Annotated in this window: 20 protein-coding genes, 1 other RNA gene and 1 other annotated feature; of the genes, 20 read left to right on the top strand and 1 reads right to left on the bottom strand. The window is 54.5% G+C overall.

Annotation, left to right across the window (positions count from 1 at the left end; translation table 11 throughout):
* Window positions 1–55 precede the first annotated feature (55 nt).
* From recJ to DI44_RS04215, 11 genes are all read left to right on the top strand, one after another.
* Entirely contained in the window at window positions 56–2,422 is a 2,367-nt protein-coding gene (gene recJ, locus DI44_RS04175) for a single-stranded-DNA-specific exonuclease RecJ (protein WP_031205949.1), read from the top strand.
* Window positions 2,413–2,925 (top strand): adenine phosphoribosyltransferase, encoded by a 513-nt coding sequence (locus DI44_RS04180; RefSeq protein WP_013144641.1) that lies wholly within the window; start codon window positions 2,413–2,415, stop codon window positions 2,923–2,925. The genes recJ and DI44_RS04180 overlap by 10 nt, the downstream gene beginning before the upstream one ends.
* A 148-nt stretch (window positions 2,926–3,073) precedes the next feature.
* Window positions 3,074–5,272: a bifunctional (p)ppGpp synthetase/guanosine-3',5'-bis(diphosphate) 3'-pyrophosphohydrolase gene (locus tag DI44_RS04185; protein ID WP_033025908.1), complete on the top strand. Its 2,199-nt coding sequence runs from the start codon at window positions 3,074–3,076 to the stop codon at window positions 5,270–5,272.
* Between the two features lie 23 nt (window positions 5,273–5,295).
* Window positions 5,296–5,754 carry a D-aminoacyl-tRNA deacylase gene (gene dtd / locus DI44_RS04190; protein ID WP_031205947.1) on the top strand — a complete coding sequence of 153 codons (459 nt, stop codon included), beginning with the start codon at window positions 5,296–5,298 and terminating at the stop codon, window positions 5,752–5,754.
* A gap of 81 nt (window positions 5,755–5,835) precedes the next feature.
* A complete protein-coding gene (locus DI44_RS19225; protein ID WP_020756192.1) occupies window positions 5,836–6,009 on the top strand; it encodes a hypothetical protein in 174 nt (57 codons plus the stop codon).
* Between the two features lie 234 nt (window positions 6,010–6,243).
* Window positions 6,244–6,807: an alkyl hydroperoxide reductase subunit C gene (gene ahpC / locus DI44_RS04195; RefSeq protein ID WP_011232052.1), complete on the top strand. Its 564-nt coding sequence runs from the start codon at window positions 6,244–6,246 to the stop codon at window positions 6,805–6,807.
* Between the two features lie 14 nt (window positions 6,808–6,821).
* On the top strand, window positions 6,822–8,351 hold the full coding sequence (gene ahpF / locus DI44_RS04200; protein ID WP_011232051.1) for an alkyl hydroperoxide reductase subunit F: 1,530 nt from the start codon (window positions 6,822–6,824) through the stop codon (window positions 8,349–8,351).
* A gap of 201 nt (window positions 8,352–8,552) precedes the next feature.
* Window positions 8,553–8,784, top strand: a binding site (T-box leader).
* Between the two features lie 46 nt (window positions 8,785–8,830).
* Window positions 8,831–10,111, top strand: a complete 1,281-nt coding sequence (gene hisS, locus DI44_RS04205) for a histidine--tRNA ligase (protein ID WP_011232050.1) — start codon at window positions 8,831–8,833, stop codon at window positions 10,109–10,111.
* A gap of 4 nt (window positions 10,112–10,115) precedes the next feature.
* Window positions 10,116–11,888 carry an aspartate--tRNA ligase gene (aspS, locus tag DI44_RS04210; protein WP_014196407.1) on the top strand — a complete coding sequence of 591 codons (1,773 nt, stop codon included), beginning with the start codon at window positions 10,116–10,118 and terminating at the stop codon, window positions 11,886–11,888.
* A 75-nt stretch (window positions 11,889–11,963) separates the two neighbouring features.
* A non-coding RNA gene (gene ssrS, locus DI44_RS18265) (6S RNA) lies at window positions 11,964–12,150 on the top strand.
* Between the two features lie 151 nt (window positions 12,151–12,301).
* The gene (locus tag DI44_RS04215; RefSeq protein ID WP_020756171.1) at window positions 12,302–13,066 is read left to right on the top strand and encodes a tRNA threonylcarbamoyladenosine dehydratase; all 765 of its coding nucleotides are present in this window, start codon (window positions 12,302–12,304) and stop codon (window positions 13,064–13,066) included.
* A 547-nt stretch (window positions 13,067–13,613) separates the two neighbouring features.
* Here DI44_RS04215 and DI44_RS04220 read toward each other — a convergent pair.
* Window positions 13,614–14,264: an RsfA family transcriptional regulator gene (locus tag DI44_RS04220; RefSeq protein WP_033025906.1), complete on the bottom strand. Its 651-nt coding sequence runs from the start codon at window positions 14,262–14,264 to the stop codon at window positions 13,614–13,616.
* Window positions 14,265–14,445: 181 nt separating this feature from the next.
* Here DI44_RS04220 and DI44_RS04225 point away from each other — a divergent pair, with 181 nt between their 5' ends.
* The 9 genes from DI44_RS04225 to DI44_RS04265 all read left to right on the top strand — a co-directional run bounded on the left by DI44_RS04225 (window position 14,446) and on the right by DI44_RS04265 (window position 25,990).
* Window positions 14,446–17,493: an efflux RND transporter permease subunit gene (locus DI44_RS04225; RefSeq protein WP_033025905.1), complete on the top strand. Its 3,048-nt coding sequence runs from the start codon at window positions 14,446–14,448 to the stop codon at window positions 17,491–17,493.
* A 97-nt stretch (window positions 17,494–17,590) separates the two neighbouring features.
* Window positions 17,591–18,451 (top strand): TetR/AcrR family transcriptional regulator, encoded by an 861-nt coding sequence (locus DI44_RS04230; protein WP_033025902.1) that lies wholly within the window; start codon window positions 17,591–17,593, stop codon window positions 18,449–18,451.
* A 107-nt stretch (window positions 18,452–18,558) separates the two neighbouring features.
* Window positions 18,559–19,854: a replication-associated recombination protein A gene (locus DI44_RS04235; protein ID WP_015375474.1), complete on the top strand. Its 1,296-nt coding sequence runs from the start codon at window positions 18,559–18,561 to the stop codon at window positions 19,852–19,854.
* 40 nt (window positions 19,855–19,894) lie between these two features.
* Window positions 19,895–20,128 (top strand): hypothetical protein, encoded by a 234-nt coding sequence (locus tag DI44_RS04240; protein WP_015375473.1) that lies wholly within the window; start codon window positions 19,895–19,897, stop codon window positions 20,126–20,128.
* A gap of 11 nt (window positions 20,129–20,139) precedes the next feature.
* Entirely contained in the window at window positions 20,140–20,556 is a 417-nt protein-coding gene (locus DI44_RS04245) for an Rrf2 family transcriptional regulator (protein WP_015375472.1), read from the top strand.
* Between the two features lie 28 nt (window positions 20,557–20,584).
* Window positions 20,585–21,727 (top strand): cysteine desulfurase family protein, encoded by a 1,143-nt coding sequence (locus DI44_RS04250; RefSeq protein ID WP_013524205.1) that lies wholly within the window; start codon window positions 20,585–20,587, stop codon window positions 21,725–21,727.
* 14 nt (window positions 21,728–21,741) lie between these two features.
* A complete protein-coding gene (mnmA, locus tag DI44_RS04255) occupies window positions 21,742–22,857 on the top strand; it encodes a tRNA 2-thiouridine(34) synthase MnmA (RefSeq protein WP_011232040.1) in 1,116 nt (371 codons plus the stop codon).
* 90 nt (window positions 22,858–22,947) lie between these two features.
* On the top strand, window positions 22,948–23,610 hold the full coding sequence (locus tag DI44_RS04260) for a tetratricopeptide repeat protein (protein ID WP_033025900.1): 663 nt from the start codon (window positions 22,948–22,950) through the stop codon (window positions 23,608–23,610).
* A 19-nt stretch (window positions 23,611–23,629) separates the two neighbouring features.
* Complete coding sequence (locus tag DI44_RS04265; RefSeq protein WP_025039107.1) at window positions 23,630–25,990, top strand: ATP-dependent RecD-like DNA helicase; 2,361 nt, start codon at window positions 23,630–23,632, stop codon at window positions 25,988–25,990.
* Window position 25,991: the final 1 nt, after the last annotated feature.

The raw sequence follows: 25,991 nt of genomic DNA, 5'->3' as shown, positions 1-25,991 counted from the left end.
TCGTTGCCTGCCCTTTTCTCCTTTTTGTATAATAAGGAGAGTTGAGGTGGGAGACATGTTGAAAGCGAAAACGCGTTGGGAGGTGGAGCGCCTCGATGAGCAGGCGGTGAGGCGGCTGGCTGAGGAAGCCGGCGTCACGCCCTTATTGGCGAGGCTTCTCGTCCGCCGCGGGGTGCGGACGGCCTCGGAGGCGGCGGCGTTTCTCAATCCGCTTCGCCAACCGTTTCATGATCCGTTTTTGCTTGATGGGATGGAGCGAGCGATTCAGCGTCTAAAGCGGGCGATCGACGCGGGTGAACGCGTGTTGGTATACGGCGATTACGATGCCGATGGCGTTTGCAGCACGTCGGTGATGGTGAGTGCTCTCAAGGAGGCGGGGGCGTCGGTCGAGTTCTACATTCCGAACCGATTTACGGAAGGATACGGGCCGAACATGGCGGCGTTTCGCTCCGCAAAAGAGCGCGGCGTTTCCGTCATTGTGACCGTCGACAATGGGATTGCGGCGGTCAAGGAAATTGCGGCCGCCAACGAGTGGGGGATGGATGTCATCGTAACGGATCACCACGAGCCAGGTCCGGTGTTGCCGGAGGCGCATGCGATCATTCATCCGAAGCAGCCGGGAAGTACATATCCGTTTCGCGATTTAGCCGGCGTCGGCGTTGCGTTTAAGGTAGCCCATGCCTTGCTTGGGCGGGTGCCGCGCCATTTGCTTGATTTGGTCGCGATCGGCACGATCGCTGATTTGGTTCCGCTTGTTGGGGAAAACCGCCTCTTTGTTGCACACGGGCTTGAAGCGTTGCGAGCGACGGAGCGCATCGGGCTGCGCGCTCTTTTTCGGCAATGCCGCATTGATGCGGCGGCCATCAACGAACAGACGGTCGGATTTGTCATCGCTCCGCGCTTGAACGCGGCGGGGCGCCTCGGCGGCGCCGATCCGGCAGTGGCGCTCTTAATGACGGACGATGAGAACGAAGCGGTGCAGCTGGCGGCGGAGATGGACGAGTTAAACCGCGAACGTCAGCAGCTTGTGGCACAAATCGCTGAAGAAGCGGCGGACATGGTGCGCCGCCAATTTCCTCCTGAGGAACATCGCGTCTTGGTTGTGGCAGGCGAAGGATGGAATGCCGGAGTGGTGGGCATTGTTGCTTCTAAGCTTGTCGAGCAGTTTTACCGCCCGGCGGTCGTGCTTTCAATCGACCGGGAAAAAGGGATCGCCAAAGGGTCAGCCCGCAGCATTCATGGGTTTGACTTATTCGCCAGCCTGTCGCAATGCCGCGACCTGTTGCCGCACTTTGGCGGCCACCCGATGGCGGCGGGGATGACATTGTCGCTTGATGATGTCGAAGAATTACGGCAACGGCTGAACGACATCGCCGCCGAAACGTTGTCTGAGGACGATTTTACGCCGCCGACGTTCATTGATGCTTCCTGTTCGATTGCTGAGTTGACGCTGTCGGCCGCCCGCAGCCTTGAGCGGTTCGCTCCGTTTGGCGTCGGCAATCCGCGGCCGCTTGTTCTCATTGAAGGGGCGTCCGTTGAAACCATGCGGCGCGTCGGGGCGAACGGAGCCCATATGAAAGCCGTCTTTTCCCAAGACGGGGCCGCGATCGATGCCATCGGCTTCGGCCTTGGGCCGTTATGCGAAGAAATCGCTCCGGATGCGCGCATTTCGGCGGTCGGGGAGCTGTCGGTGAACGAATGGAACGGGTTCGCCAAGCCGCAGCTGTCGTTGTGTGATCTGGCGGTCAGCGACTGCCAGCTGTTTGACGTCCGCGGCTGCCGCGACGTCCGTCCACTTCTTGAGCGGCTGCCAAAAGAGAAGCGGCTAGTCGTCTCCTTTCGCTGTGAAACTGGGCAGCGCCCGGACGTGGCGCCATTTCGCGGGGAGCTTCATTGCGTGCCGACCGAAGAAGAGGCGGGCGCCTTATCGATTGACGACCGCTATGTCGTGCTGCTTGACGTGCCGCCGCGGCTGGCCTTGCTGTCGGCGCTTCTTGGCAGCGGGCGGCCGGCGCGCATTTACGCGGTGTTTGCCCAGCCCGAGGCGCAATTTTTCCGCACGTTTCCGACGCGCGACCATTTTAAATGGTTTTACGCCTTTTTGCATCAACACCGTTCGTTTCCGCTCGCCAAGCGCGGCGGTGAGCTGGCCCGCGCCCGCGGTTGGACGGAAGAGACGGTTCATTTTATGGCGAAAGTATTTTTAGAGCTTGACTTTATCAGCGAACAAAACGGCGTCATTTCGCTCGTTCATCAGCCGGCGAAGCGCGATTTGCACGAATCGCCGACGTACCGCCGGCGGCGGGACGAGCTCGAGGCGGAGCATCAGTTAGTCTATTCCACTTACGAGCAATTGAAACGCTGTTTGGCGGAAATGACACGTTCGCAAACGCACGAGGAGGCAAACGTATCATGGACTTAAAACAATACATTACGATTGTGCCCGATTTCCCGAAGCCGGGCATCATGTTTAAAGATATTACAACGCTGATGGACAACGGTCCGGCGTACAAATATGCGACCGACCAAATTGTTCAATATGCGCGCGAAAAACAAATCGATATCGTCGTTGGTCCGGAAGCGCGCGGCTTTATCATCGGATGCCCAGTCGCCTATGCGCTTGGCGTCGGATTTGCGCCGGTGCGCAAGGAAGGGAAGCTGCCGCGCGAAGTCGTCCGTGTGGAGTATGGCCTGGAATATGGAACAGATGTCTTGACGATGCATAAAGATGCCATTAAGCCAGGGCAGCGCGTGTTGATCACCGACGACTTGCTGGCGACGGGCGGGACGATGCGGGCGACGATCGATTTGGTGGAACAGCTCGGCGGAGTGGTGGCCGGATTGGCGTTTTTGATTGAGCTTACCGAGCTTGGCGGCCGCAAAAAATTGGAAGGCTACGATATTTTGACGCTGATGCAGTTTTAAACAGTCGACATTGTTCGCATCTTCGGATACAATAAAGAAAAAAGGGGCACTCACACATGAGTGCTCTTTCTTATTAACCGTATGAACGCAACGGACCTCTGTGCTTTGCAGCTTCAATTTTAATCGATTAAAAAGGTGATTCAACCCTATGGCCAATGAACAAGTGCTGACAGCGGAGCAAGTGTTTGAACGAGCGAGCTGTTATTTGTCGGAACAAGACGTCGCCTTTTTGAAAAAGGCGTATGAGTTTGCCAAGCACGCCCATCGCGACCAATTTCGGAAATCGGGCGAACCATACATCATCCATCCGATTCAAGTCGCGGGCATTTTGGTGGACTTAAAGATGGATGCCACGACGATCGCCGCCGGGTTTTTGCATGATGTCATCGAAGACACCGAGGCGACAAAAGAAGACCTCGAGCGCGAGTTCGGCGCGGAAGTGGCGATGCTTGTCGACGGGGTGACGAAGCTTGGGAAAATTAAATATAAATCGCAGGAAGAACAGCAGGCGGAAAACCACCGGAAAATGTTTTTGGCCATGGCGCAAGATATCCGGGTCATTTTGATCAAGCTCGCCGACCGGCTGCACAATATGCGGACATTGAAACATTTGCCGGCCGAAAAACAGCGGCGCATTGCCAATGAGACGCTCGAAATTTTCGCTCCGCTCGCGCATCGGCTCGGCATTTCGAAAATCAAATGGGAGCTTGAGGATACGGCGCTTCGCTATTTAAACCCGCAGCAATATTACCGCATCGTCAATTTAATGAAGAAAAAGCGGGCCGAGCGCGAGCAATATTTGGAAGAAGTCATTCAAGAAGTGCGCGAACGGCTCAACGAAGTGCATATTCCTTGCGAAATTTCCGGGCGTCCGAAACATATTTACAGCATTTATCGAAAAATGGTGATGCAAAATAAACAGTTCAACGAAATTTACGATTTGCTCGCTGTCCGCATCATCGTCAACAGCATCAAAGACTGCTATGTTGTGCTCGGCATTATTCATACATGTTGGAAACCGATGCCCGGGCGCTTTAAAGACTACATCGCCATGCCGAAGCCGAACATGTACCAATCGCTCCATACGACGGTGATCGGCCCAAAAGGCGAACCGCTTGAGGTGCAAATCCGCACGTTTGAAATGCATCAAATCGCCGAGTTCGGGATTGCCGCCCATTGGGCGTACAAAGAAGGAAAGACGATCAAACCCAACTCATTTGAAGAAAAGCTGTCTTGGTTTCGGGAAATTTTGGAATGGCAAAACGACGCCAGCAATGCCGAAGAGTTCATGGAATCGCTCAAGATGGATTTGTTTTCCGACATGGTGTTCGTCTTCACGCCAAAAGGCGATGTCATCGAGCTGCCGGCCGGATCGGTGCCAATCGATTTCGCTTACCGCATCCATTCGGAAATCGGCAACAAGACGATCGGGGCGAAAGTCAACGGCAAAATGGTGCCGCTTGACTACAAGCTGCAAACGGGCGACATCGTCGAAATTTTAACTTCCAATCATTCGTACGGTCCGAGCCAAGACTGGCTGAAACTGGCGAAAACGTCGCAGGCGCGCAACAAAATCCGCCAGTTTTTCAAAAAGCAACGGCGCGAAGAAAACATCGAAAAAGGCAAAGAGATGGTCGAAAAAGAGGTGCGCAGCCTCGGCTTTGAGCCGAAAGAAGTGATGACGGCGGACAACGTAAAGCGCGTCGCCGAAAAGTTCAACTTCTCGAACGAAGACGATATGTATGCGGCAGTCGGCTATCATGGCATCACAGCGGCGCAAATCGCCCATCGGTTGACGGAAAAATGGCGAAAGCAGCGCGATCTCGAGGAACAGCAGCGCAAACTGGCCGAAGCGGTCTTCGAAGCCAAGCTGCCAGCTGGCAAAAAGCGCGACTGCGGCATTCGCGTCCAAGGAATGGACAACTTGCTCATCCGTTTGTCGCGCTGCTGCAACCCGGTGCCGGGCGATGAAATTATCGGCTTCATTACCCGCGGCCGCGGCATTTCCGTCCACCGCGCCGATTGCCCGAACGTCAAGACCGAAGAAGCGGCCGATCGATTGATTGCCGTTGAATGGGAGAGCGGAGCAAACGGCGAGCGTGAGTACAATGTCGATATTGAAATCACTGGCTTTGACCGTCGCGGCCTGTTGAATGAGGTGCTGCAGGCGGTGAATGAAACGCGCACCGATATTTCCGCCGTCTCGGGACGCTCAGACCACCGACATAAAATTGCGACGATCCATATGACAATCGCCATTCATAATTTGAGCCACTTGCAAAAAGTCGTCGAACGAATCAAACAAATTCCCGACATTTATTCCGTCCAGCGCTTGATGAACAACTAAGGGCGGCGAAAGGAGGGATGCAAGTGAGAGCGGTCATCCAGCGGGCGAAAGAGGCCAAAGTCACCGTCGGCGGCGAAGTCGTTGGTGCCATTGATGCGGGTTTTGTCGTCCTTCTTGGCATCACGCATGAAGATACAGAAGACGATGCTGCCTATTTGGCTGAGAAAATCGCTCATTTGCGCGTTTTTGAAGATGAAGACGGAAAAATGAACCGCTCCTTGCTTGACGTCGGCGGGGCGGTGCTGTCGGTGTCGCAGTTCACCCTTTACGGCGACTGCCGAAAAGGCCGGCGCCCGAACTTTATGGCGGCGGCCAAGCCCGACCATGCCTTGCCGCTGTATGAGGCGTTCAACGCCGCTTTGCGCGAAAGAGGCGTTCATGTAGAAACCGGCGTATTCGGTGCGATGATGGACGTATCGCTCACAAACGACGGGCCAGTCACCTTGATCATCGACAGCAGCGAGAAACCGGGAAACAGATGAAGTTTCCCGGTTTCTTTTTTATTTTCGGCGAAAAATGGGAAAGATGAAAACAAGTGCGGCGATAGAGAAAGGAGGAGCGCGATGCGGCAAACCAAAAGAGGCGAGCAGGCGCACCGGACAAACGATGTGCTGTCCGTCGACTTTCACGAATGGGTGCGGCTCGAGGCCCAATATAGAGCGTTTGAGTTGGCATCCGAATTCGGTGTGGCGCCGAAAGACGTACAAATGTTGAAAAAACAGCAGCCCCGTCCGTAAACATGGCGAGTTGGAAGGAGCGCACGGGGCGTGCGGATGTTTCGTGGGCCGAGGCAGTGTGGCTGTTCAGACGAAACAGCTGCGAATGAGCGCTGCGCATCCGCTCAACACTGATCCGGCTCGGTAGAGGAAAAAATCCATTGCATATGTATTGACAAACATATGCCCCTATATGATAATAAGTATTGGTTTAAAATTATTATAAATTAACAGTCGCAGGAGGTAGATGAAGCAATGTCTTTGGTTGGGAAAAAAGTACAACCATTCCGTGCCCAAGCGTATCACAACGGCGAATTCATCGAAGTGACAGAGCAAGACTTCATGGGGAAATGGAGCATCGTTTGCTTCTATCCAGCGGACTTTACGTTCGTCTGCCCGACGGAGCTCGAAGATTTGCAAGATCATTACGCGACGTTTAAAGAACTTGGTGTGGAAGTGTACTCGGTTTCGACCGACACTCACTTTACTCATAAAGCATGGCACGATACATCGCCAGCCATCAGCAAAATCGAATACGTGATGATTGGCGATCCTTCGCATCAACTGTCGCGCATGTTTGATGTGCTCGATGAAGAACAAGGATTGGCGCAGCGCGGCACGTTCATCATCGATCCAGACGGCGTCATTCAAGCGGTGGAAATCAATGCGGACGGCATCGGCCGCAACGCCAGCACGCTGATTGATAAAATTAAAGCGGCCCAATATGTGCGCAACCATCCGGGTGAAGTCTGCCCGGCGAAATGGAAAGAAGGAGCGGAAACGCTGAAGCCAAGCCTAGACCTCGTCGGCAAAATTTAAGGGGGGCTTAGGCGATGCTGCTGGATGCTGACATCAAGGCGCAACTAGCCCAGTATTTGCAATTGCTTGAAAATGATATTGTCTTGACGGTAAGCGCGGGAGACGACAACGTTTCCCGCGATATGCTTGCTTTAATCGATGAATTAACGGCGATGTCGTCGAAAATCAAAGTCGAAAAAGCGAAGCTGGAACGAACGCCAAGCTTCAGCGTCAACCGGGTCGGCGAAAACACCGGCATCACCTTCGCCGGCGTGCCGCTCGGCCATGAATTTACGTCCCTCGTTTTGGCGTTGCTTCAAGTGAGCGGGCGGCCGCCGAAAGTCAGCCAAGACGTCGTGGACCGCATTCAACAAATCAGAGGCAAACATCATTTTGAAACGTACGTCAGCCTGACCTGCCACAACTGCCCGGACGTCGTCCAAGCGCTCAACATCATGAGCGTGTTGAACCCAGACATTTCGCATACGATGATCGACGGGGCGGCGTTTAAAGAAGAAGCGGAGCAAAAAGGGATTATGGCCGTACCGACGGTGTTTTTAAACGGCAAACTGTTCGCGAGCGGCCGCATGTCGCTTGAAGATATCCTCGCCAAATTAGGGAGTGCTCCGGATGCTTCTTCCTTCGCCGACAAAGAGCCGTTCGACGTGTTGGTGATCGGCGGCGGCCCTGCGGGTGCGACAGCAGCCATTTACGCAGCGCGCAAAGGCATTCGCACTGGGATTGTTGCGGAGCGCTTCGGTGGACAAATTTTAGATACGCTCGGCATTGAAAACTTTATCAGCGTCAAATATACGGAAGGACCGAAGCTTGCGGCCAGCATTGAGGAACATGTGAAGCAATACAACGTCGACATCATGAACTCGCAGCGGGCAAAACGACTCGAGAAAAAAGACTTGATTGAAGTCGAGTTGGAAAACGGCGCCGTGTTGAAAAGCAAAACGGTTGTGATCGCAACGGGCGCCCGTTGGCGCAACCTTGGCGTGCCGGGCGAGGAAGAGTTCAAAAACAAAGGGGTCGCCTATTGCCCGCATTGCGATGGCCCGCTGTTCGAAGGGAAGCACGTGGCGGTCATCGGCGGCGGGAACTCTGGAGTCGAAGCGGCGATTGACCTCGCTGGCATCGCCAGCCATGTGACGCTGCTTGAGTTCGCCCCTGAACTCAAGGCCGATGCTGTTTTGCAAGATCGTTTGTACAGCTTGCCGAACGTAACGGTGATTAAAAACGCGCAAACGACGGAAATCACCGGCACGGACAAAGTCAACGGCTTGACGTACATTGACCGGGAAACAGGGGAAGAACATCATATCGAATTGCAAGGCGTGTTCGTGCAAATCGGCCTTGTTCCGAACACCGAATGGTTGGAAGGAACGGTGGAACGGAATCGCTTCGGTGAAATTATCGTCGATAAACGCGGCGCGACGAACATTGAAGGCGTCTTTGCCGCGGGCGACTGCACGGACAGCGCCTATAAGCAAATCATTATTTCGATGGGCTCGGGTGCAACCGCAGCGTTAAGCGCGTTTGATTATTTGATTCGCCATTAAAGAGAGCCGAAGGTGGACCGCCTCTTCGATCCCATGGAGGGGCGGTTCAATGAATCGGCTCTCTTTTTTTACAACAAGGAGAAAAATGCGATGAGACATCAAGGTTTTTCTCTTTGCGAACAACCATGAATCACAGCTGCTAGGACAACTTGACAAACGGGCGAGATTGTCCGTAATATAAAATTACATCTTTCTCATACGGAACAACCGATGATGGAGAAAAGTAGTTAAGGTCCACATGGCCAGAGAGGAAGCGCCCAAGGCTGCGAGCGCTTCTCCATGATGGCTTAACGAAAGACACTCCGTAGGTTTCCCTTTGAACGCGCTTTGCGCCAGTAAAGGGGAACGTGTGCCATGCGTTAATGGCGACAAGCGGAAGCCGGATCGGCTTCAATTAGGGTGGCACCGCGGGAATGACGCTCTCGTCCCTATCGATCACAGGGACAAGGGCGTTTTATTTTGGGCAAAGGAGGATGAGCATGGCTTTTCAAATTCCAAGAGGGACACAAGATGTGCTGCCGGGTGACTCGGAAAAATGGCAATATGTCGAGCACATTGCCCGCAGCCTCTGCAGCCGGTATGGGTATCAGGAAATCCGGACGCCGATTTTTGAACATACGGAGCTTTTTTTGCGCGGCGTGGGGGATACAACGGACATTGTGCAAAAAGAAATGTACACGTTCGAAGACAAAGGGGGGCGCGCGCTGACGCTCCGCCCGGAAGGAACGGCGCCGGTTGTCAGAGCGTTTGTCGAGCATAAGCTGTACGGCAGTCCGAACCAGCCGCTGAAATTGTATTACAGCGGGCCGATGTTTCGCTACGAGCGTCCGGAAGCGGGACGGTTCCGCCAGTTCGTCCAGTTCGGCGTCGAGGCGCTCGGCAGCAGCGATCCGGCGATTGACGCCGAGGTGATGGCGCTAGCGATGCATATTTACGAAGCGCTTGGCTTAAAACGGATCCGGCTTGTCATTAACAGCTTGGGCGACCTTGACAGCCGCCGGGCGCACCGAGAGGCGCTTGTTCGCCATTTTTCAAACCGCATCCACGAGCTGTGCCCGGACTGCCAGACGAGGCTTCATACGAATCCGCTCCGCATTCTCGACTGCAAAAAAGACCGCGATCATGAGCTGATGGCGACGGCGCCGTCGATTTTAGACTATTTAAATGACGAATCGCGCGCCTATTTTGAGAAAGTGAAACAATACTTGACAGCGCTCGGCATCCCGTTTGTCATCGATGCGCGGCTCGTGCGCGGGCTTGACTATTACAACCACACGACGTTTGAAATTATGAGCGAAGCGGAAGGATTTGGCGCGGCGGCGACGCTGTGCGGCGGCGGGCGTTACAACGGGCTTGTCCAAGAAATCGGCGGTCCGGAGACGCCGGGCATCGGCTTTGCCTTGAGCATCGAGCGGCTGTTGGCCGCCCTTGACGCCGAAGGAGTGGAATTGCCGGTGGAGAGTGGGCTTGACTGCTATGTCGTCGCTGTCGGTGAGCGGGCGAAAGACGAGGCGGTCCGCCTCGTTTATGCATTGCGCCGCTCCGGATTGAGGGTCGATCAAGATTATTTGGGCCGAAAATTGAAGGCGCAGCTGAAGGCCGCCGACCGGCTTGGGGCATCGTTTGTCGCCATTATCGGCGATGAAGAACTCGAGAGACAGGAAGCGGCGGTAAAGCATATGGCGAGCGGCGAGCAAACGAATGTACCGCTCGGCGAGTTGGCGCACTTTTTGCATGAACGGATCGGGAAGGAGGAGTGAGCGAATGGAACGCACATATTATTGCGGAGAAGTGCCGGAAACGGCCGTCGGCGAGCGCGTCGTGCTCAAAGGCTGGGTGCAAAAGCGCCGCGACTTAGGCGGCCTCATTTTCATTGACTTGCGCGACCGAACGGGCATCGTCCAAGTTGTCGCCAGCCCGGACGTGTCGGCTGAAGCGCTGGCGGCAGCGGAGCGCGTGCGGAGCGAATACGTTTTAAGCGTCGAAGGAACGGTCGTCGCCCGCGCGCCCGAGACGGTCAATCCGAACATCGCGACCGGCCGCATTGAAATTCAGGCGGAACGAATCGAGATCATCAACGAGGCAAAAACGCCGCCGTTTTCGATTTCCGATGACACGGATGCGGCGGAAGACGTGCGCTTAAAATATCGGTATTTGGATTTGCGCCGCCCAGTCATGTTTCAAACACTGGCGCTTCGCCACAAAATCACAAAGACGGTGCGCGACTTTTTGGATAGCGAACGCTTTTTGGAAATTGAAACGCCGATGTTGACGAAAAGCACGCCGGAAGGGGCGCGTGACTATTTGGTGCCAAGCCGCGTCCATCCGGGCGAATTTTACGCCTTGCCGCAGTCGCCGCAAATTTTTAAGCAGCTGCTCATGGTCGGCGGCGTGGAACGGTACTACCAAATCGCCCGTTGCTTCCGTGACGAGGATTTGCGCGCTGACCGCCAGCCGGAATTTACGCAAATCGACATCGAAATGTCGTTTATCGAACAAAAGGATATTATGGATTTAACCGAACGGATGATGGCTGCCGTCGTGAAAGCGGCAAAAGGGATCGACATCCCGCGCCCGTTTCCGCGCATCACGTATGACGAGGCGATGAGCCGCTACGGCTCGGACAAGCCGGATATACGCTTTGGCCTCGAGCTCGTCGACGTATCGGAAATCGTCCGTAATTCAGCATTTCAAGTGTTCGCCCGCGCCGTCAAAGAAGGAGGCCAAGTGAAGGCGATCAACGCGAAAGGTGCTGCCCCTCGCTATTCGCGTAAAGATATTGACGCCTTAGGAGAATTTGCCGGCCGCTACGGGGCGAAAGGGCTCGCCTGGCTGAAAGCGGAAGGAGAAGAGCTGAAAGGACCGATCGCCAAGTTTTTCACCGATGAGGAACAGGCGGCGCTGCGTCGAGCGCTTGCTGTCGAAGACGGAGATTTGCTTTTGTTTGTCGCCGACGAAAAAGCGATCGTCGCAGCGGCGCTCGGCGCGTTGCGGCTGAAGCTTGGCAAGGAGCTCGGCTTGATCGACGAAGCGAAGCTCGCGTTTTTGTGGGTGACGGATTGGCCGCTTTTGGAGTATGACGAAGAAGAAGGGCGCTATTACGCCGCCCACCATCCGTTTACGATGCCGGTGCGCGACGACATTCCGCTGTTGGAGACAAACCCAAGCGCCGTCCGCGCGCAGGCGTACGATCTCGTCTTAAATGGCTATGAGCTTGGCGGCGGCTCGCTTCGCATTTTCGAGCGGGACGTGCAAGAAAAAATGTTCCGCGCCTTAGGGTTCAGCGAAGAAGAAGCGCGCCGCCAGTTCGGATTCTTGCTTGAGGCGTTTGAATACGGCACTCCGCCGCACGGCGGCATTGCGCTTGGCCTTGACCGGCTGGTGATGTTGCTCGCTGGGCGCACGAACTTGCGCGATACGATCGCGTTTCCGAAAACGGCGAGCGCGAGCTGCTTGCTTACCGAAGCGCCGGGGCCGGTCAGCGACAAGCAGCTCGAGGAGCTGCACTTGGCGGTTGTGCTTCCGGAAAACGAGTAACAGCGGCATCTGAAAAAGAAACGTTGGCAATAGATGTTCACAAAGGCTGAAAAATGTGTTACAATAAAACTAACAACCGTCCTAATGTGTTCGTCGGATCACTGATCGTTTTGACCGAACAGTTTATGATCCGGGAGCTCGGGGTTTCCAAGCGGCGTGCACGCCTCTTCGTCACAGGGGAAGCATAAACCTTGGAACAGGGCACCCACCTATGGGAGAGCGGGTTCAAAACGAAGGCATCGACGGCACGATTGGGACTGGCGACATTAAGGAATCAACAACATTTCCCCTATGCGGATGGCCGCATAGGGGTTTTGTTTTGCCAGCAAAATGCCGTTGCCTCTTTTGCTGTCTTGATGGTAGGATAAAAAGCGGCATAAACATCAATTTTGAAGCAAACGGAGAGGAGAACGATGCTGCACCAATTTTCCCGCAATGAACTCGCGATTGGCCCTGAAGGGTTGGAACGCTTAAAAAACGCCACCGTCGCCGTCCTTGGCGTCGGCGGCGTGGGGTCGTTCGCCGTCGAGGCGCTCGCCCGTTCCGGCATTGGCCGATTGGTGCTTGTGGATCGCGATAACGTCGATATCACCAACATCAACCGGCAAATCCATGCGCTGCTCTCGACCATCGGGCGTCCGAAAGTGGAGCTCATGAAAGAGCGCATCGCCGACATCAACCCGGCGTGCGAGGTGATCGCTTTGCAAATGTTTTATACGGAAGAGACGTATGAGCAATTTTTCGCCTATGATCTGGATTTTGTCATCGATGCGTCCGACACGATTGTGTACAAAGTGCATTTGATGAAACAATGCCTCAAGCGCGGCATTCCGATCATCTCCAGCATGGGTGCGGCGAACAAAATGGATCCGACCCGGTTCCGCATTGCCGATATTTCGAAAACACACACCGATCCGATCGCGAAAGTCATCCGCGCCAAGCTGCGCAAAGAAGGGATCCGCCGCGGCATTCCGGTCGTCTTTTCCGACGAGAAGCCGGTGAAAATCCGCGAAGATGTCCGCCAGGTTGTCGGCAATGACGCTTCGCCGATCCGCAAGGCGAAAATGCCGCCGTCTTCGAATGCTTTCGTTCCATCAGTTGCCGGGCTCATTATGGCTTCCTACGTGATAAATCGTCTATTAGAGGGAATTCCTATAAGGCGCGTTGGCGACGATTGAACTCTTCCACCTTCATCCTATTTCGCGCAGGAGACTCCCACTTCAACGACCAAAGGGAGGAAGTGGGAGAGGAATGCGCGTTCCCCCTTTCTTTTGTGGTATGATAGAATAAAGACGTGGAGAAAACCGTTCAATAAAGGCACTCCAATAACGGCTGCTCGATGTATGGAGTTGGTTGCAGGAAACGTTGCAACCGTCAAATATCGAGCGTAGGTCTGTCTGTTGTGTGTGGAAGCCAAGTACTGCCAACAGACACACCGAGAGAATCGGTAACGATGCAGGCATGACCTGCGTCGTTGGGCAGCTGTCAACCTGCCCCCTGATGCAACCCCAAGTCAAGGAAGGAGGACGAAGTCCGCTCGCACTTCTGGGGAGTGGCAAGCCCCCACTTCAAGCGTGAGCGAAGTGGGGGTAGTTGACTTCGAACAAAATGGGAAGGCGAAGGTTCCTGTAAACATCCGGTGCATTCACCGGTTTGTTGCGGGCGCTGTCCGTCGTTCCAGCGGTGAAAACGTGTCCCGATGCTTGTTGGGGCACCTTCTTTTTTTTATGAATGGGCGAGCGATTCGTTCGATCCGTTCGCCTCGGCGGCAAACAGCTGGGCAAGAGAGAAGCGGTCGCCTTCTTCGGAAGCGAGCTGGCGGGCGCGGGCCATGATTTTCACGAGCGCTTCATAATCTTCTTGCACGGTGGTCTGCCTCGTTTCAAGGCGTTCGAGTTTTTGAGCAAGCTGTTCGTTCCGCGTCTGCCATTCCGCCCGCTCGCGTTTCAGGCGCTCGTTGTCCTGGCGGATCGCTTCCATCTCCTCGATGCCGCGCCGCAATGTTTGCAAAAATGAAATGCACTGCTCCAGTGTCAATGGGGCCGCCGGGAGAAAAGGCGATGACCCTTCGGCGCCATCCCGTTCTCCAGAAGGACTCCAAACAGCAACCATACTGTCTTTTTGCCACTTTTTCATCATTTCGAGCGCCCGTTTCCGTTCTTTCCGCTGCTTTTTTGCCTGTTCGATCGCCTCAAGGTACCGTTTGCGCACCTCGGCGTTCCAACGGAATCCGCATGCTGCCGCTGTGCGGTGCAGTTGTCTCCCAACGACTTCAAAAGCGGCAAGTTGCGTTTTTCCTTCGCGTATATATTGCAGCACCGTTTCAGCCAACAGTACATCTTCTTCATGTGACCAAGCATCCTGTCTTGTTTTCATGTTGTCCACCCCATCAAATGGTAATGTTGATATGGTCATAGTTTTTCCGTTTGATTTCCACTTTAAACTTCGCCCTTTTCATTTTTCCCATTTTCATGTATCATAGAAATAGTTTTGTATGACCGGTCAGTTCAAAATAATTAGACTGATTGGTCAAAATCGTGGGATGAGAGGTGGCATGATGACGTTTTTGACCAGGTTCAGTTTGAAAAATGCGGCAGCTGTGTTTGTATGTTCGTTTTTGCTCATGTTTCTAGGACTGTATTCCTTCTCCTCCTTGAAGGTCGATTTGCTGCCGAACATTGAATTTCCCCAGTTGTCGATTGAAGTGGTCTATCCTGGGGCTTCTCCGCAAGACGTGAATGAGGAGGTCACGGCCAAGCTCGAGGAAAAACTGAAGTCCCTTGACGGGCTTAAGCAAATGCAGAGTTCTTCCTATGAAGGAATGGCTGTTATCAATCTTGAATTCCCGTTTCGGACAGATATGGAGAAAATGGAGCGGCAGGTCGAATCGCTCATTGATAAGGCAGGATTGCCCGATCATGTCCAAACGGAAGTCAATCGGTTTTCATTCGGTTCCATCCCGGTTTTCAACATTTCCTTGTTTGCCAAAAACGAAACCGATCTGCAAACGTTGCTGGAAACCGAAGTGATTCCAGAATTGAATAAAATCGACGGGGTGAATTCCGTTTCGATCGGTGGAGACAGCGAGCGCCTCATCCGGATCACAGTCGATCGGAAAAAGGCTGCTCAGGCGGGATTGAACTTGTCAGAGATTAAAAACCAAATCAATGAAAAGGTGTTGGCGTTCCCGGCTGGAACGTTGCAAACCGATACATGGCAAATTCCTGTTCGCGTCGAGGAAAAATTGAACACCATCCATGAGTTGAAAAATCTGAAACTCGTGCCGACAGCTGTTCCGATGGCGGCGAATGGATTGCAGCGCGTTGCGTCCGTGAAGCTTGGGGATATTGCGACGATTGAGGAAGTCAACGAGCAAAGCGAATTCACCCGCTATAATTTGAAGCCATCGCTGTCGATGGCGGTGACGAAAAAACAAGATGCCAATACGATTGAAGTGGCAGACCAAGTGATCAAAGTGCTGAATTCCTACAAACATCAGTTTGATTATTCCATCGGGTTTGATTCGTCAGCTGGCATCAAACAATCCGTTGAATCGCTTGTCCGTGAAGGGCTGCTCGGGGCGCTGTTCGCTTCGCTGGCCGTCTTGCTCTTTTTGCGCAACGTTCGGGCGACTGTGATTGCCATCGTCTCGATTCCGCTCTCGCTGCTTGTATCGGCCATTTTTCTCAATCGTATGGATATTACCCTCAATGTCATGACGCTTGGCGGCATGGCCGTCGCCGTCGGCCGAGTCGTGGATGACAGCATTGTCGTGATCGAAAATATTTTCCGCCGCGTCCGCCGGGAGAAAACAGGCATGAGCGATGATTTAGTCGAGCAATCAACGAAAGAAATTGTCAAAGCGATTGTGTCCTCGACCATCACAACGGTTGTCGTCTTTTTGCCTCTCGGGCTTGTTGGGGGCATTACAGGGGAATTTTTCCTGCCTTTTGCCTTGACGATTACGTTTGCCCTGTTGGCCTCTTTGTTGGTGGCCGTGACAGTTGTGCCGATTTTAGCGAAATTTTCGTTCCGCCGTGTGCCGCCAGAGGAAAAAGAAGGAGCGCTTCAGCGTCTGTATGGCCGAATCATTGAATGGGCGCTCAACCATAAAGCGATTGTCTTTGTGTTGTCGGTTGTGCTATTGGTTGGTTCATTGACGCTCGTGCCGAAACTTGGATTTACGTTTTTGCCGAACGAAGAGCAGAAAACGCTGGTGGCGAGCATTGAACTGCCGGCTTCCACATCGGTGGCCAAAACGAATGATGTGTCGTTGGAGATGGAAAAGATGTTTTTAAAACGAAGCGATGTCGAGAGCGTCACCGCCGCGGTGGGAAGCCGCGATTTCCGCACAGGATTGAAGCGGCCCAATCAAGCCAGCTATTATATTCTATTAAAGGACAGCGCTGACACCGCGAAAACCGTGGCCGTTTTCGAAAAAGAAATGCGCCGCATCGCGAATCAGCTCGCGCCCGGGGCCAAAGTGGGCGTGCAAGAGATGTCGAGCGGAGGGCCGCCAACGAATAATAACGTGAATATTGACTTATACTCCAATGATTTGGAGGCGCTCCAAACAGCAGCCAAACAGGTCGAGACGTATTTAAAACAACGCGATGATGTCAAAGATGTGACGAATAACTTGACGGAAAAGCAAAAACAAGTGATTGTCGCCATTGATCCGGAAAAGGCGGCCGCTTATGGCGTTTCGGGCATGCAATTGCTGGGGGCGGTGGCCGATGCGACCAAACCGGTCGATGTGGGGACGCTGAAACTCGGCGGCAAGGATGAGCAAGTCGAACTTTCGTATGATGAAACGTTGGGATCGATCGATGAGTTGAAAGAGCTTCCGATCGTGACGAGAAACGGAGTGATTCCACTTTCAGCTGTCGCCGAAGTGAAAGAGGCGGACGTGTATACGTCCATTCAAAAGCTGGACGGAAAAGTGTTTGCCCGCGTATCCGCCCAGATTGTCGGCGACAACATTCAGAAAGTAACGAATGATATTTCGAAACATGTAAATGATTTGAAGATCCCATCCGATGTCACAGTGAAAACGGGCGGCGGAAGCGATGAGACGGTGCAGACGTTCCGCGAGCTCGGTGTGGCCATGGCGGCGGCCATCGGGCTTGTGTATTTGACGATGCTGATTACATTTGGCAAAGTGCGGGTGCCGCTGATCATTTTATCTTCCCTTTTGTTTGTTCCCATCGGTTCGCTGTTTGCTTTGTATGTGGCCGATGAGCCGCTTTCCATCAGCGTCATGATCGGCTTGTTGATGCTCATTGGCATCGTGACGACCAATGCGATCGTGCTGGTGGATCGAATCGGACAAAACCGCGAACAAAAACGGATGACGGTGCGAAGCGCCATCATTGAAGCCGGCAAAACACGGCTGCGGCCGATTTTAATGACAGCCTTTGCGACTGTGACAGCGCTCATTCCGCTTGCGCTGACGAATGAGGCCGGCACGTTGATTTCGAAAGGGCTGGCCATCACGGTCATCGGCGGCCTGACGTCGTCGACGTTATTGACGCTTGTGTTCATTCCTGCGATGTATGAGGCGTTTTTCTTCCGGACGGCAAAACGCGAACCGATGGCAAAATGACAGGGCTGGATGGCCGGATAACGGGCCGTCCGGCATTTTTTTTCATGGCAAGATCGACTATAATGGACATGAAGAAGGAGTAAGGAAGGAGAAAACATTGGGACGGAAAGAGGACATCATTGAAACGGCGATGAAATTATTCGCCGAAAAAGGCTATCACGCTGCCTCCATGCAGGAAATCGCCGAACGGAGCGGAGTAGCCAAAGGTTCGATTTACAATTATTTCAAATCAAAAGAAGAGTTGGCTGTATCGATTTTCCGCTACCATTATGAAGTCTTGTTTCACCAGCTTAAACAAATCGAGGCTGATCCCGCCTTAACCGCGCGCGAGCGGTTTTGCCGTCAGTTGACTGTACAAATCCAGCTGTTTGACGAACATAAAGAGCTGGTGCAAATGCAGTTGGGCGAACAAGCTGTGAAGGTGAGCCATGAGGTGCAGCATCTGGTGTTTCGCATCCGCGCCCATACGCTCCACTGGTATCGCCGGGCGATTGAAGACATATACGGCGAACAAGTGCGTCCAGTTTCGTTTGATTGCGCGACGATGCTCAACGGAATGCTGAAAGAATATCTGATTTACTTGGCGGTAGACCGAAAGCCGCTGCTTCCTGAGAAGCTTGCCCCCTTCTTGCTCGATCGGCTTGATGCCATCGTTGCCAGCCTGCTTGACGGCAAGACGGGGTTGCTCGATGAAACGATGATGGCGGATTACATTGCTGCGGCGACCCAAGAGCGGAGTCAATGGAAAGAACGGGCCATCAGCTGTTTAGAGCGCATGGCGGTGCTGCGTCCGGTTGAAGACGATATTCTTCGCTCGCTGCGCTTATTGAAGGAAGAACTCGAGAAAGGGGAGACAGCTAGGCGGTTTATGGTGGAGGCGCTTTTGCTCTATTTGGCGAAATACTCGCTTCCGCTGTACAATGAGTTGAAGGAGGCCATTGAACGCTATTTTGATTAAAACCACCGCTCTTCCCACGGGGAGACGCCCCATTCGCCGAAAATGAATAGGCGGCATCGGAGGATGTCTGTGAACATAGCGTCATCAATCTCAAGGAGGGGGTCGGCATGCCCAAAACGACGGAGCCGCTTGCTTGGCGGATGCGGCCGCGGACGATCGATGAGATCGTTGGGCAACAGCACATCATTGGCCCTAGTACGCCGCTTTATAAAATGGTCAAAAAAGGTCATGTTCCCTCGCTTTTGCTTTACGGAGAGCCGGGGACAGGGAAGACGTCACTCGCTTACGCCATTGCCCGCACCGCCGGGCGCGAATGGGTCGCCATCAATGCGACGACCGCCGGCAAAAAGGAAATCGAAGAGGCAGTCGAAGCGGCGCGTTGGTCGGGCAATGTCCTCTTATTTATCGACGAAATCCATCGGCTGAATAAAGCGCAGCAAGACGTTTTGTTGCCGCATCTCGAATCCGGGCTCGTGACCTTGATTGGCGCCACAACGGAAAACCCGTTTCACGAGGTCAATCCCGCCATTCGCAGCCGCTGCGGGCAAATCCAACAACTGAAACCGCTCACGCCGGATGACCTCTTGATCATTCTGAAACGGGCGCTCGCTGATCCGGAACGAGGGGTCGGCGAGCCGCCGGTTGTCATTGACGAGTCGTTGTTATGGCGCATCGCCGAGGCAGCCGGTGGGGATGCGCGCGTCGCGCTTTCGCTTCTGGAGGCGGCGGTTGCGGCTGCCGATGAGCGCCACGGCCGCTTGTATATTGATGAGGATATCGTGGCTTCATGCACCGCAAACCGCGGTTTTACCCATGACAAATATGGCGATCATTATTATTCGTTGTTGTCCGCGTTTCAAAAAAGCGTGCGCGGCAGCGATGCCGATGCCGCGCTTCATTATTTGGCCCGTCTGCTTGAAGGCGGAGACTTGGCGGCCGTTTGCCGGAGATTGCTTGTGATGGCTTATGAGGACATCGGACTTGCCAATCCGATGATGGGAGTGAAAGTACAGGCAGCGGTCGAAGCGGCGGAACGCCTCGGGCTGCCGGAAGCGCGCATTCCGCTCGCGGTTGTGACGATTGAACTCTGTTTAAGCCCGAAATCCAACAGTGCTTACAAGGCGCTGGACGCTGCCATTGCCGATGTCCGTTCCGGCAAGCTTGGCGATATTCCGGATCATTTAAAAGACGCTCATTACAAAGGGGCGGCTGCACTCGGGCGTGGACAAGGCTACTTGTATCCGCACGATTATCCGAACAGCTGGGTGGCGCAAACGTATTTGCCCTCCGCTCTGGAAGGCGTCCGCTATTATGAACCGAAAGAGCATGGCGAGGAAAAACATTACGCCAAAGTGTACCGGCGGCTTGAGCAGTTGAAACAAGAGGTCAAGGTTCAGCCGTGAAGGGAAAGGGATTTTTATGATATAATAACACAGGCGTTTCATGCTCGCTTTGACCGAGCTGACCGGATGGAACGTGGCGTACATTCGCATCGGGATCGAAGCGTTCGTGCTGTTGGCCGGCTGGTTGCTCGGCGGCCCGGTGTCGTTTGGCACGTTCCTTTTTTGTGTGACGATCGGTTCGATTGCCGGCTTGGCGCTGCCGCAATGCCAAAAGGTCGCAAGCCGCCTGCTTGGACCGGCCGCCGGCACTCGGACGCAAGGGTTAAGCCGTTAGGAGGGATATGAATGAAGATTTCGACGAAAGGCCGATATGGCTTGACGATTATGATTGAATTGGCCAAAAAATATGGCGATCGTCCGATCTCGCTTCGTTCGATCGCCAAGGCGAACAATTTATCCGAACATTATTTAGAGCAGCTCGTCACGCCGCTGCGCAACGCCGGGCTCGTCAAAAGCATTCGCGGAGCGTATGGCGGCTATGTGCTTGCTGAACATCCGGCGAAAATCACCGCCGGCGACATTTTGCGCGTGTTGGAGGGGCCGCTGGCCCCGGTCGAGGAGCTCGAGGAGGAAGAGCCGGCGAAGCGCGAGCTATGGATTCGCATCCGCGATGCGGTCGAGGAAGTGCTCGACAGCACAACGCTCGAAGATTTGGCGAAGTATAGCGACGGGGATGAAGGGGCATATATGTTTTATATTTAAGCATACAGAAAGGAAAGGAGAATGGCCGTTGGAACGGATTTATTTGGACCATGCGGCAACTTCCCCGGTCCATCCAGACGTGGCTGCCGGTATGGTCCAGTGGATGACGGAACAGTTCGGCAACCCGTCAAGCATCCATCATTTTGGACGGCAGAGCCGCCGCGCGGTCGATGAAGCGAGGGCTGTCATCGCCCGCTCGATTGGGGCGAAAGAGACGGAGATTGTGTTTACAAGCGGCGGCACGGAAGCAGATAACTTTGCGGTCATCGGAACGGCCATAGCGAACCGCGGCCGCGGCAATCATATCATTACAACCGCCATCGAGCATCATGCGGTGCTGCGCGCTTGTGAATATTTAGAGACGCAAGGGTTTGAGGTCACGTATTTGCCCGTTGACGAACAAGGGACGGTATCGGTCGAGGATGTCAAGGCCGCGCTGCGCGATGAGACCGTTTTGGTGTCGGTCATGTTTGCCAACAACGAAGTCGGCACGATCCAGCCGATTCGCGAAATCGGGGCGCTGCTTCGCGATCATCCGGCTTATTTCCATACGGACGCCGTCCAGGCGTACGGGCTTCTTCCGATCGATGTGAATGAATACGGGATCGATTTGCTGTCGATTTCCGCTCATAAAATCAACGGCCCGAAAGGAAGCGGCGCGCTTTATGTCCGGGAAACGGTCCGCATCACTCCGCTCCTTTTCGGCGGCGAACAGGAGCGGAAGCGGCGCGCCGGCACGGAAAACGTCCCCGGCATCATCGGCTTGGCGCAGGCGGCGGAAATCGCTGAGCGAACAAGGGAAGAGAAACGTCGGCAATATGCGGCGTGGCGCGAGGCGATGCTTGCGATTTTCCGCTCCTCAGGGATCGACTATGCGGTCAACGGCCGCCCGGATGGCCTGCCGCATATTTTGAATGTCGCCTTCCCGGGAACGAATGTCGAATCGCTGCTCGTGAACTTGGATTTAGCCGGCATTGCCGCCTCGAGCGGGTCAGCATGCACCGCCGGGTCAATCGACCCGTCGCACGTGCTTGTCGCGATGTGCGGAAAAGAGTCGGAGCGCATCCGTTCGTCTGTGCGCTTCAGCTTCGGGCTCGGCAATACGATGGAACAAATTGAGCGGGCGGCCGAGGAAACCGTGAAGATCATAAAGCGGCTCACAAACCGCTAAAGGGGGGAAACAGCATGAACAAAGCGCCGCACGAAACGCGCGTCGTCGTCGGCATGTCCGGCGGGGTCGACTCGTCGGTCGCTGCGTTGCTATTGAAAGAACAAGGATATGATGTGATCGGCATTTTTATGAAAAACTGGGATGACACCGATGAAAACGGCGTTTGCACGGCGACTGAGGACTACGAAGACGTCGTGCGCGTTTGCAATCAAATCGGCATCCCGTATTATGCGGTCAATTTTGAAAAACAGTATTGGGACAAAGTGTTTACGTACTTTTTGAATGAATACAAAGCCGGGCGCACGCCGAACCCGGACGTGATGTGCAATAAGGAAATTAAGTTCAAGGCGTTTTTAGAGCACGCCATGTCGATCGGCGCCGATTACATCGCAACCGGCCATTACGCCCGCGTCGAGTTTCGCGATGGCGAATATAAAATGCTGCGTGGAGCCGACCCGAACAAAGACCAAACGTACTTTTTAAACCAGCTCGGCCAAGCTCAGCTGTCGAAAGTGATGTTTCCGATCGGCCATTTGCAGAAAGCGGACGTGCGCCGGATCGCCAAAGAGGCTGGGCTCGCCACCGCTGGAAAAAAAGACAGCACGGGCATTTGCTTTATCGGCGAACGCGATTTCAAAGAATTTTTGAGCCATTATTTGCCGGCTCAGCCAGGAGTGATGAAAACGCTCGATGGCGAAGTGAAAGGGCGGCATGACGGCGTCATGTATTACACGATCGGCCAGCGCCACGGCCTTGGCATCGGCGGCAGCGGCGAACCGTGGTTTGTCGTCGGCAAAGATGTGCGCGAAAATGTGCTGTATGTCGCCCAAGGGTTTGAAAACGAATATTTGTATTCCACCTCGCTAAAGGCGGTCGATGTCAACTGGGTGTCTGACCGCAAGCCGGAAGCGCCGTTCCGTTGCACGGCGAAATTTCGCTATCGTCAGCCTGATGTCGGCGTGACGGTCCACCCGCTTGCGGACGGCGGGGCGGAAGTCGTGTTTGATGCGCCGGCGCGGGCGGTGACGCCGGGGCAGGCGGTTGTTTTTTACAACGGCGAGGAATGCCTCGGCGGCGGTACGATCGATGAGGTGTTCCGCAACGGCGAAAAGCTTTGGTATGTTGGTTGACGGATGTGCCGGTGCGCACGATCTTCAATCAGGCTATTAGGCTGGAGGCCGTTGCTTGAAAATCACGTTGAATCAGGGAGGGGATGGGCGGTGGCCAATTTCAACGAACAAGGCTTGGGGTATATGCGCGAGGGGAAGTATGAGGAAGCCATCCGCTGTTTTTCCGCTGCGGTCGAACAGCATCCGGACGATCCAGCCGGGTACATTAACATTGGCACGGTTCTCGTTGCTGCCGGTGAAGAAGAGAAGGCGCTTGACTGTTTCCGGCAGGCGTTGAAAATTGACAAGAAGGCGGCGGCCGCGTATTACGGCATGGGTACAGTGCATTATAAGCGTGAGCAGTTCGCGAAAGCGAAAGATATGTTTGAGCGCGCGCTAGGGCTTGGTCTTGACGATGCCGATACGCATTTTATGCTCGGCATGTCCTTATGGCGGCTCGAGATGCCGCGGCTGGCGCTGCCGTATTTGCAGCGCGCGGCTGAGCTGAACGAGACGGATGCCGAAGCGCTGTTTCAGCTTGGCCTTTGCCTCGCCACGCTCGATTATGTCGATGAGGCGAAGCGTTATTTCGAAAAAACGTTGGAACTCGATCCGCGCCACGCTGATGCGTACTACAATTTAGGCGTCATTTATGCGTACAAAGATGAGCTCGATGCCGCCCGCAATATGTTTGCCGCTGCCTTGGAAGCCAAGCCCGATCACGTGCTTGCCGGATACGGAAAGAAACTGATGGAAAAGCGGCTTGCGCCGTAAAAAGGCAGGGGGATGGCTGTTGCAAGAGCAACAAATCCTCGCCCTTGACGGACGCACGTTCATTAAAGGAGTGTGCTTGGCGGTCATTTTTCATAATGAGGAAACATTGTACACGGTCGTCCGCGTGCGCGTTGAGGAAACGAACGAAGCGCCCGTTGAGGAGGAAGTCGTCGTCACCGGCTATTTTCCGCGTTTAAACGAAGGGGACGTCTACATCTTTTACGGACAATTCCGCCAACATCCGCGTTTTGGCCGCCAATATGCGGCTAGTCAGTTCCGCAAACAGCTTCCGAACACGAAAGAAGGAGTCATTCATTATTTATCGAGCGGTTTGTTTAAAGGAATCGGCAAAAAAACGGCTGCGGCGATTGTCGAGACGCTCGGCGAAAACGCGATCGCCGCGATTTTGCGCGACCCCAGGGCGCTAGAGCGTGTGCCGAAGCTGACGAAAAAAAAGGCGAAGCAGCTGTACGATGCGCTTCGCGCCCACGAAGGGCTTGAGCAAACGATGATCGCCCTCGCCCAGCTCGGTTTTGGCCCGCAGCTGGCCATGAAAATTTACCAAGCGTATGGCGAAGAAGCGGTTGACATCATCCACGAGAACCCGTACCAGCTCGTTGAGGATATCGAAGGGATCGGCTTTGGCCGCGCTGATGAAATCGGGCGCCAGCTCGGCATTTCCGGCAGCCATCCGGCCCGGCTGCGCGCCGCCTCGTTGTTTGTTCTTGAACAGGCGTGCTTGCAGGAAGGGCACGTTTATTTGCGCGAGGAAGAGCTGATGGAGCGCGTCGGGGAGCTGCTTGACGGAAGGCTGAGCGGTGCGGTGGATGGACGAGCGATCAGCCAAACGCTTCTGATGTTAAGCGAAGAAGGGAAGCTGATCGCCGAGCAAGGGCGTTATTATCTCCCTTCCCTTTACTTCGCCGAGAAAGGGATCGTCTCCAACATTAAGCGGCTGCTCGGGCAGACGCCGCCGTCGGCGTTTGCCGAGTCGGAGTTTTTGCTGGCGCTTGGGGCGCTTGAGGAACGGCTTGGCATGCAATATGCCCCCCAGCAAAGGGAAGCGATCCAACAAGCGCTTTCTTCGCCGCTGTTTATTTTGACCGGCGGTCCGGGAACGGGGAAAACGACGGTCATCAAAGGCATCGTCGAGCTGTTTGCCGCCCTAAACGGCCTGTCTCTTGACCCGGCTGACTACAAACAAGGCGAGCCGTTTCCGGTGCTGCTGGCCGCACCGACCGGCCGAGCGGCGAAGCGGATGAGCGAGGCGACCGGGCTGCCGGCGGCGACGATCCACCGCTTGCTTGGCTGGAATGGGGCGGAAGGGTTCAGCCGCGACGAGAACGAACCGATTTCCGGCAAGCTGCTTGTCATCGATGAGATGTCGATGGTCGACACGTGGCTCGCCAACCAGCTGTTAAAAGCCGTGCCAAACGGCATGCAAGTCATTTTTGTCGGCGATGAGGATCAATTGCCATCCGTCGGGCCAGGGCAAGTGCTGAAAGACTTGCTCTCTTCAGGCGTCATTCCGTTCGCTCGGTTGACCGAGGTGTATCGCCAGGCGGAAGGATCATCGATCATCGAGCTTGCTCATGAGATGAAGCGCGGCGTCGTGCCGGACGATTTGACCGCTCCGAAGGCAGACCGTTCCTTCATCCGCTGCCGTGCGGGCCAGGTCGTCGATGTCGTGCGGCAAATCGCGGACAACGCGCGCAAAAAAGGGTTTTCCGTCAAAGATATTCAAGTGCTCGCCCCGATGTACCGTGGTCCAGCGGGCATTGACCAATTGAACAAAGCGCTTCAAGAGCTGTTCAACCCGCCGGCTGAGGGGAAGCGGGAGCTGTCGGTCGGTGAGGTCGTCTACCGCGTCGGCGATAAGGTGCTGCAGCTCGTCAATCAACCGGAAGACAATGTGTTTAACGGCGACATCGGCGAAATCGTTGCCATTTTTTACGCCAAAGAAAATATCGAAAAGCAAGACTTGCTCGTCGTTTCGTTTGATGGCATTGAAGTGACGTACACACGGCAAGATTTAGGACAAATCACCCATGCGTACTGCTGTTCGGTTCATAAGGCGCAAGGAAGCGAGTTTCCAATCGTCATTTTGCCCGTCGTCAAAAGCTATTACCGGATGTTGAAACGGAATTTGTTGTATACTGCGGTGACAAGAAGCAAGCAGTTTCTCGTTTTATGCGGGGAAGAGGAAGCGTTTCGATTCGGCGTCGCAAAACAAAGCGACGGAGCGCGCCAGACGGCGCTCGCTGAGAAGCTGGCGGGGGCGGCGGCGCCGTTTGTCGAGGTCGAACTGCCGTTTGAAGAGGCGAACATGGGGATGGAAAACGTTACGCCGTATGACTTTATGGGCGATGAGCCAAGCTAAA

Origin of the sequence: Geobacillus sp. CAMR5420, from assembly GCF_000691465.1 — a bacterium.
In the GTDB taxonomy this organism is placed as follows: Bacteria; Bacillota; Bacilli; order Bacillales; family Anoxybacillaceae; genus Geobacillus; species Geobacillus thermoleovorans.
The sequence above is the reverse complement of the archived record's forward strand: the minus strand, read 5'-3'. Positions and strand labels throughout refer to the sequence as shown.

Bases quoted from the DNA above. Each gene is read 5' to 3' on its own strand.
- DI44_RS04240 (WP_015375473.1), top strand. From the start codon at position 19,895: ATGCTCGCTTTGACCGAGCTGACCGGATGGAACGTGGCGTACATTCGC.
- DI44_RS04245 (WP_015375472.1), top strand. From the start codon at position 20,140: ATGAAGATTTCGACGAAAGGCCGATATGGCTTGACGATTATGATTGAA.
- ahpF (WP_011232051.1), top strand. From the start codon at position 6,822: ATGCTGCTGGATGCTGACATCAAGGCGCAACTAGCCCAGTATTTGCAA.
- hisS (WP_011232050.1), top strand. From the start codon at position 8,831: ATGGCTTTTCAAATTCCAAGAGGGACACAAGATGTGCTGCCGGGTGAC.
- DI44_RS04225 (WP_033025905.1), top strand. From the start codon at position 14,446: ATGACGTTTTTGACCAGGTTCAGTTTGAAAAATGCGGCAGCTGTGTTT.
- mnmA (WP_011232040.1), top strand. From the start codon at position 21,742: ATGAACAAAGCGCCGCACGAAACGCGCGTCGTCGTCGGCATGTCCGGC.
- DI44_RS04185 (WP_033025908.1), top strand. From the start codon at position 3,074: ATGGCCAATGAACAAGTGCTGACAGCGGAGCAAGTGTTTGAACGAGCG.
- DI44_RS04235 (WP_015375474.1), top strand. From the start codon at position 18,559: ATGCCCAAAACGACGGAGCCGCTTGCTTGGCGGATGCGGCCGCGGACG.
- ahpC (WP_011232052.1), top strand. From the start codon at position 6,244: ATGTCTTTGGTTGGGAAAAAAGTACAACCATTCCGTGCCCAAGCGTAT.
- aspS (WP_014196407.1), top strand. From the start codon at position 10,116: ATGGAACGCACATATTATTGCGGAGAAGTGCCGGAAACGGCCGTCGGC.
- DI44_RS04180 (WP_013144641.1), top strand. From the start codon at position 2,413: ATGGACTTAAAACAATACATTACGATTGTGCCCGATTTCCCGAAGCCG.
- recJ (WP_031205949.1), top strand. From the start codon at position 56: ATGTTGAAAGCGAAAACGCGTTGGGAGGTGGAGCGCCTCGATGAGCAG.
- DI44_RS19225 (WP_020756192.1), top strand. From the start codon at position 5,836: ATGCGGCAAACCAAAAGAGGCGAGCAGGCGCACCGGACAAACGATGTG.
- DI44_RS04220 (WP_033025906.1), bottom strand. From the start codon at position 14,264: ATGAAAACAAGACAGGATGCTTGGTCACATGAAGAAGATGTACTGTTG.
- DI44_RS04215 (WP_020756171.1), top strand. From the start codon at position 12,302: ATGCTGCACCAATTTTCCCGCAATGAACTCGCGATTGGCCCTGAAGGG.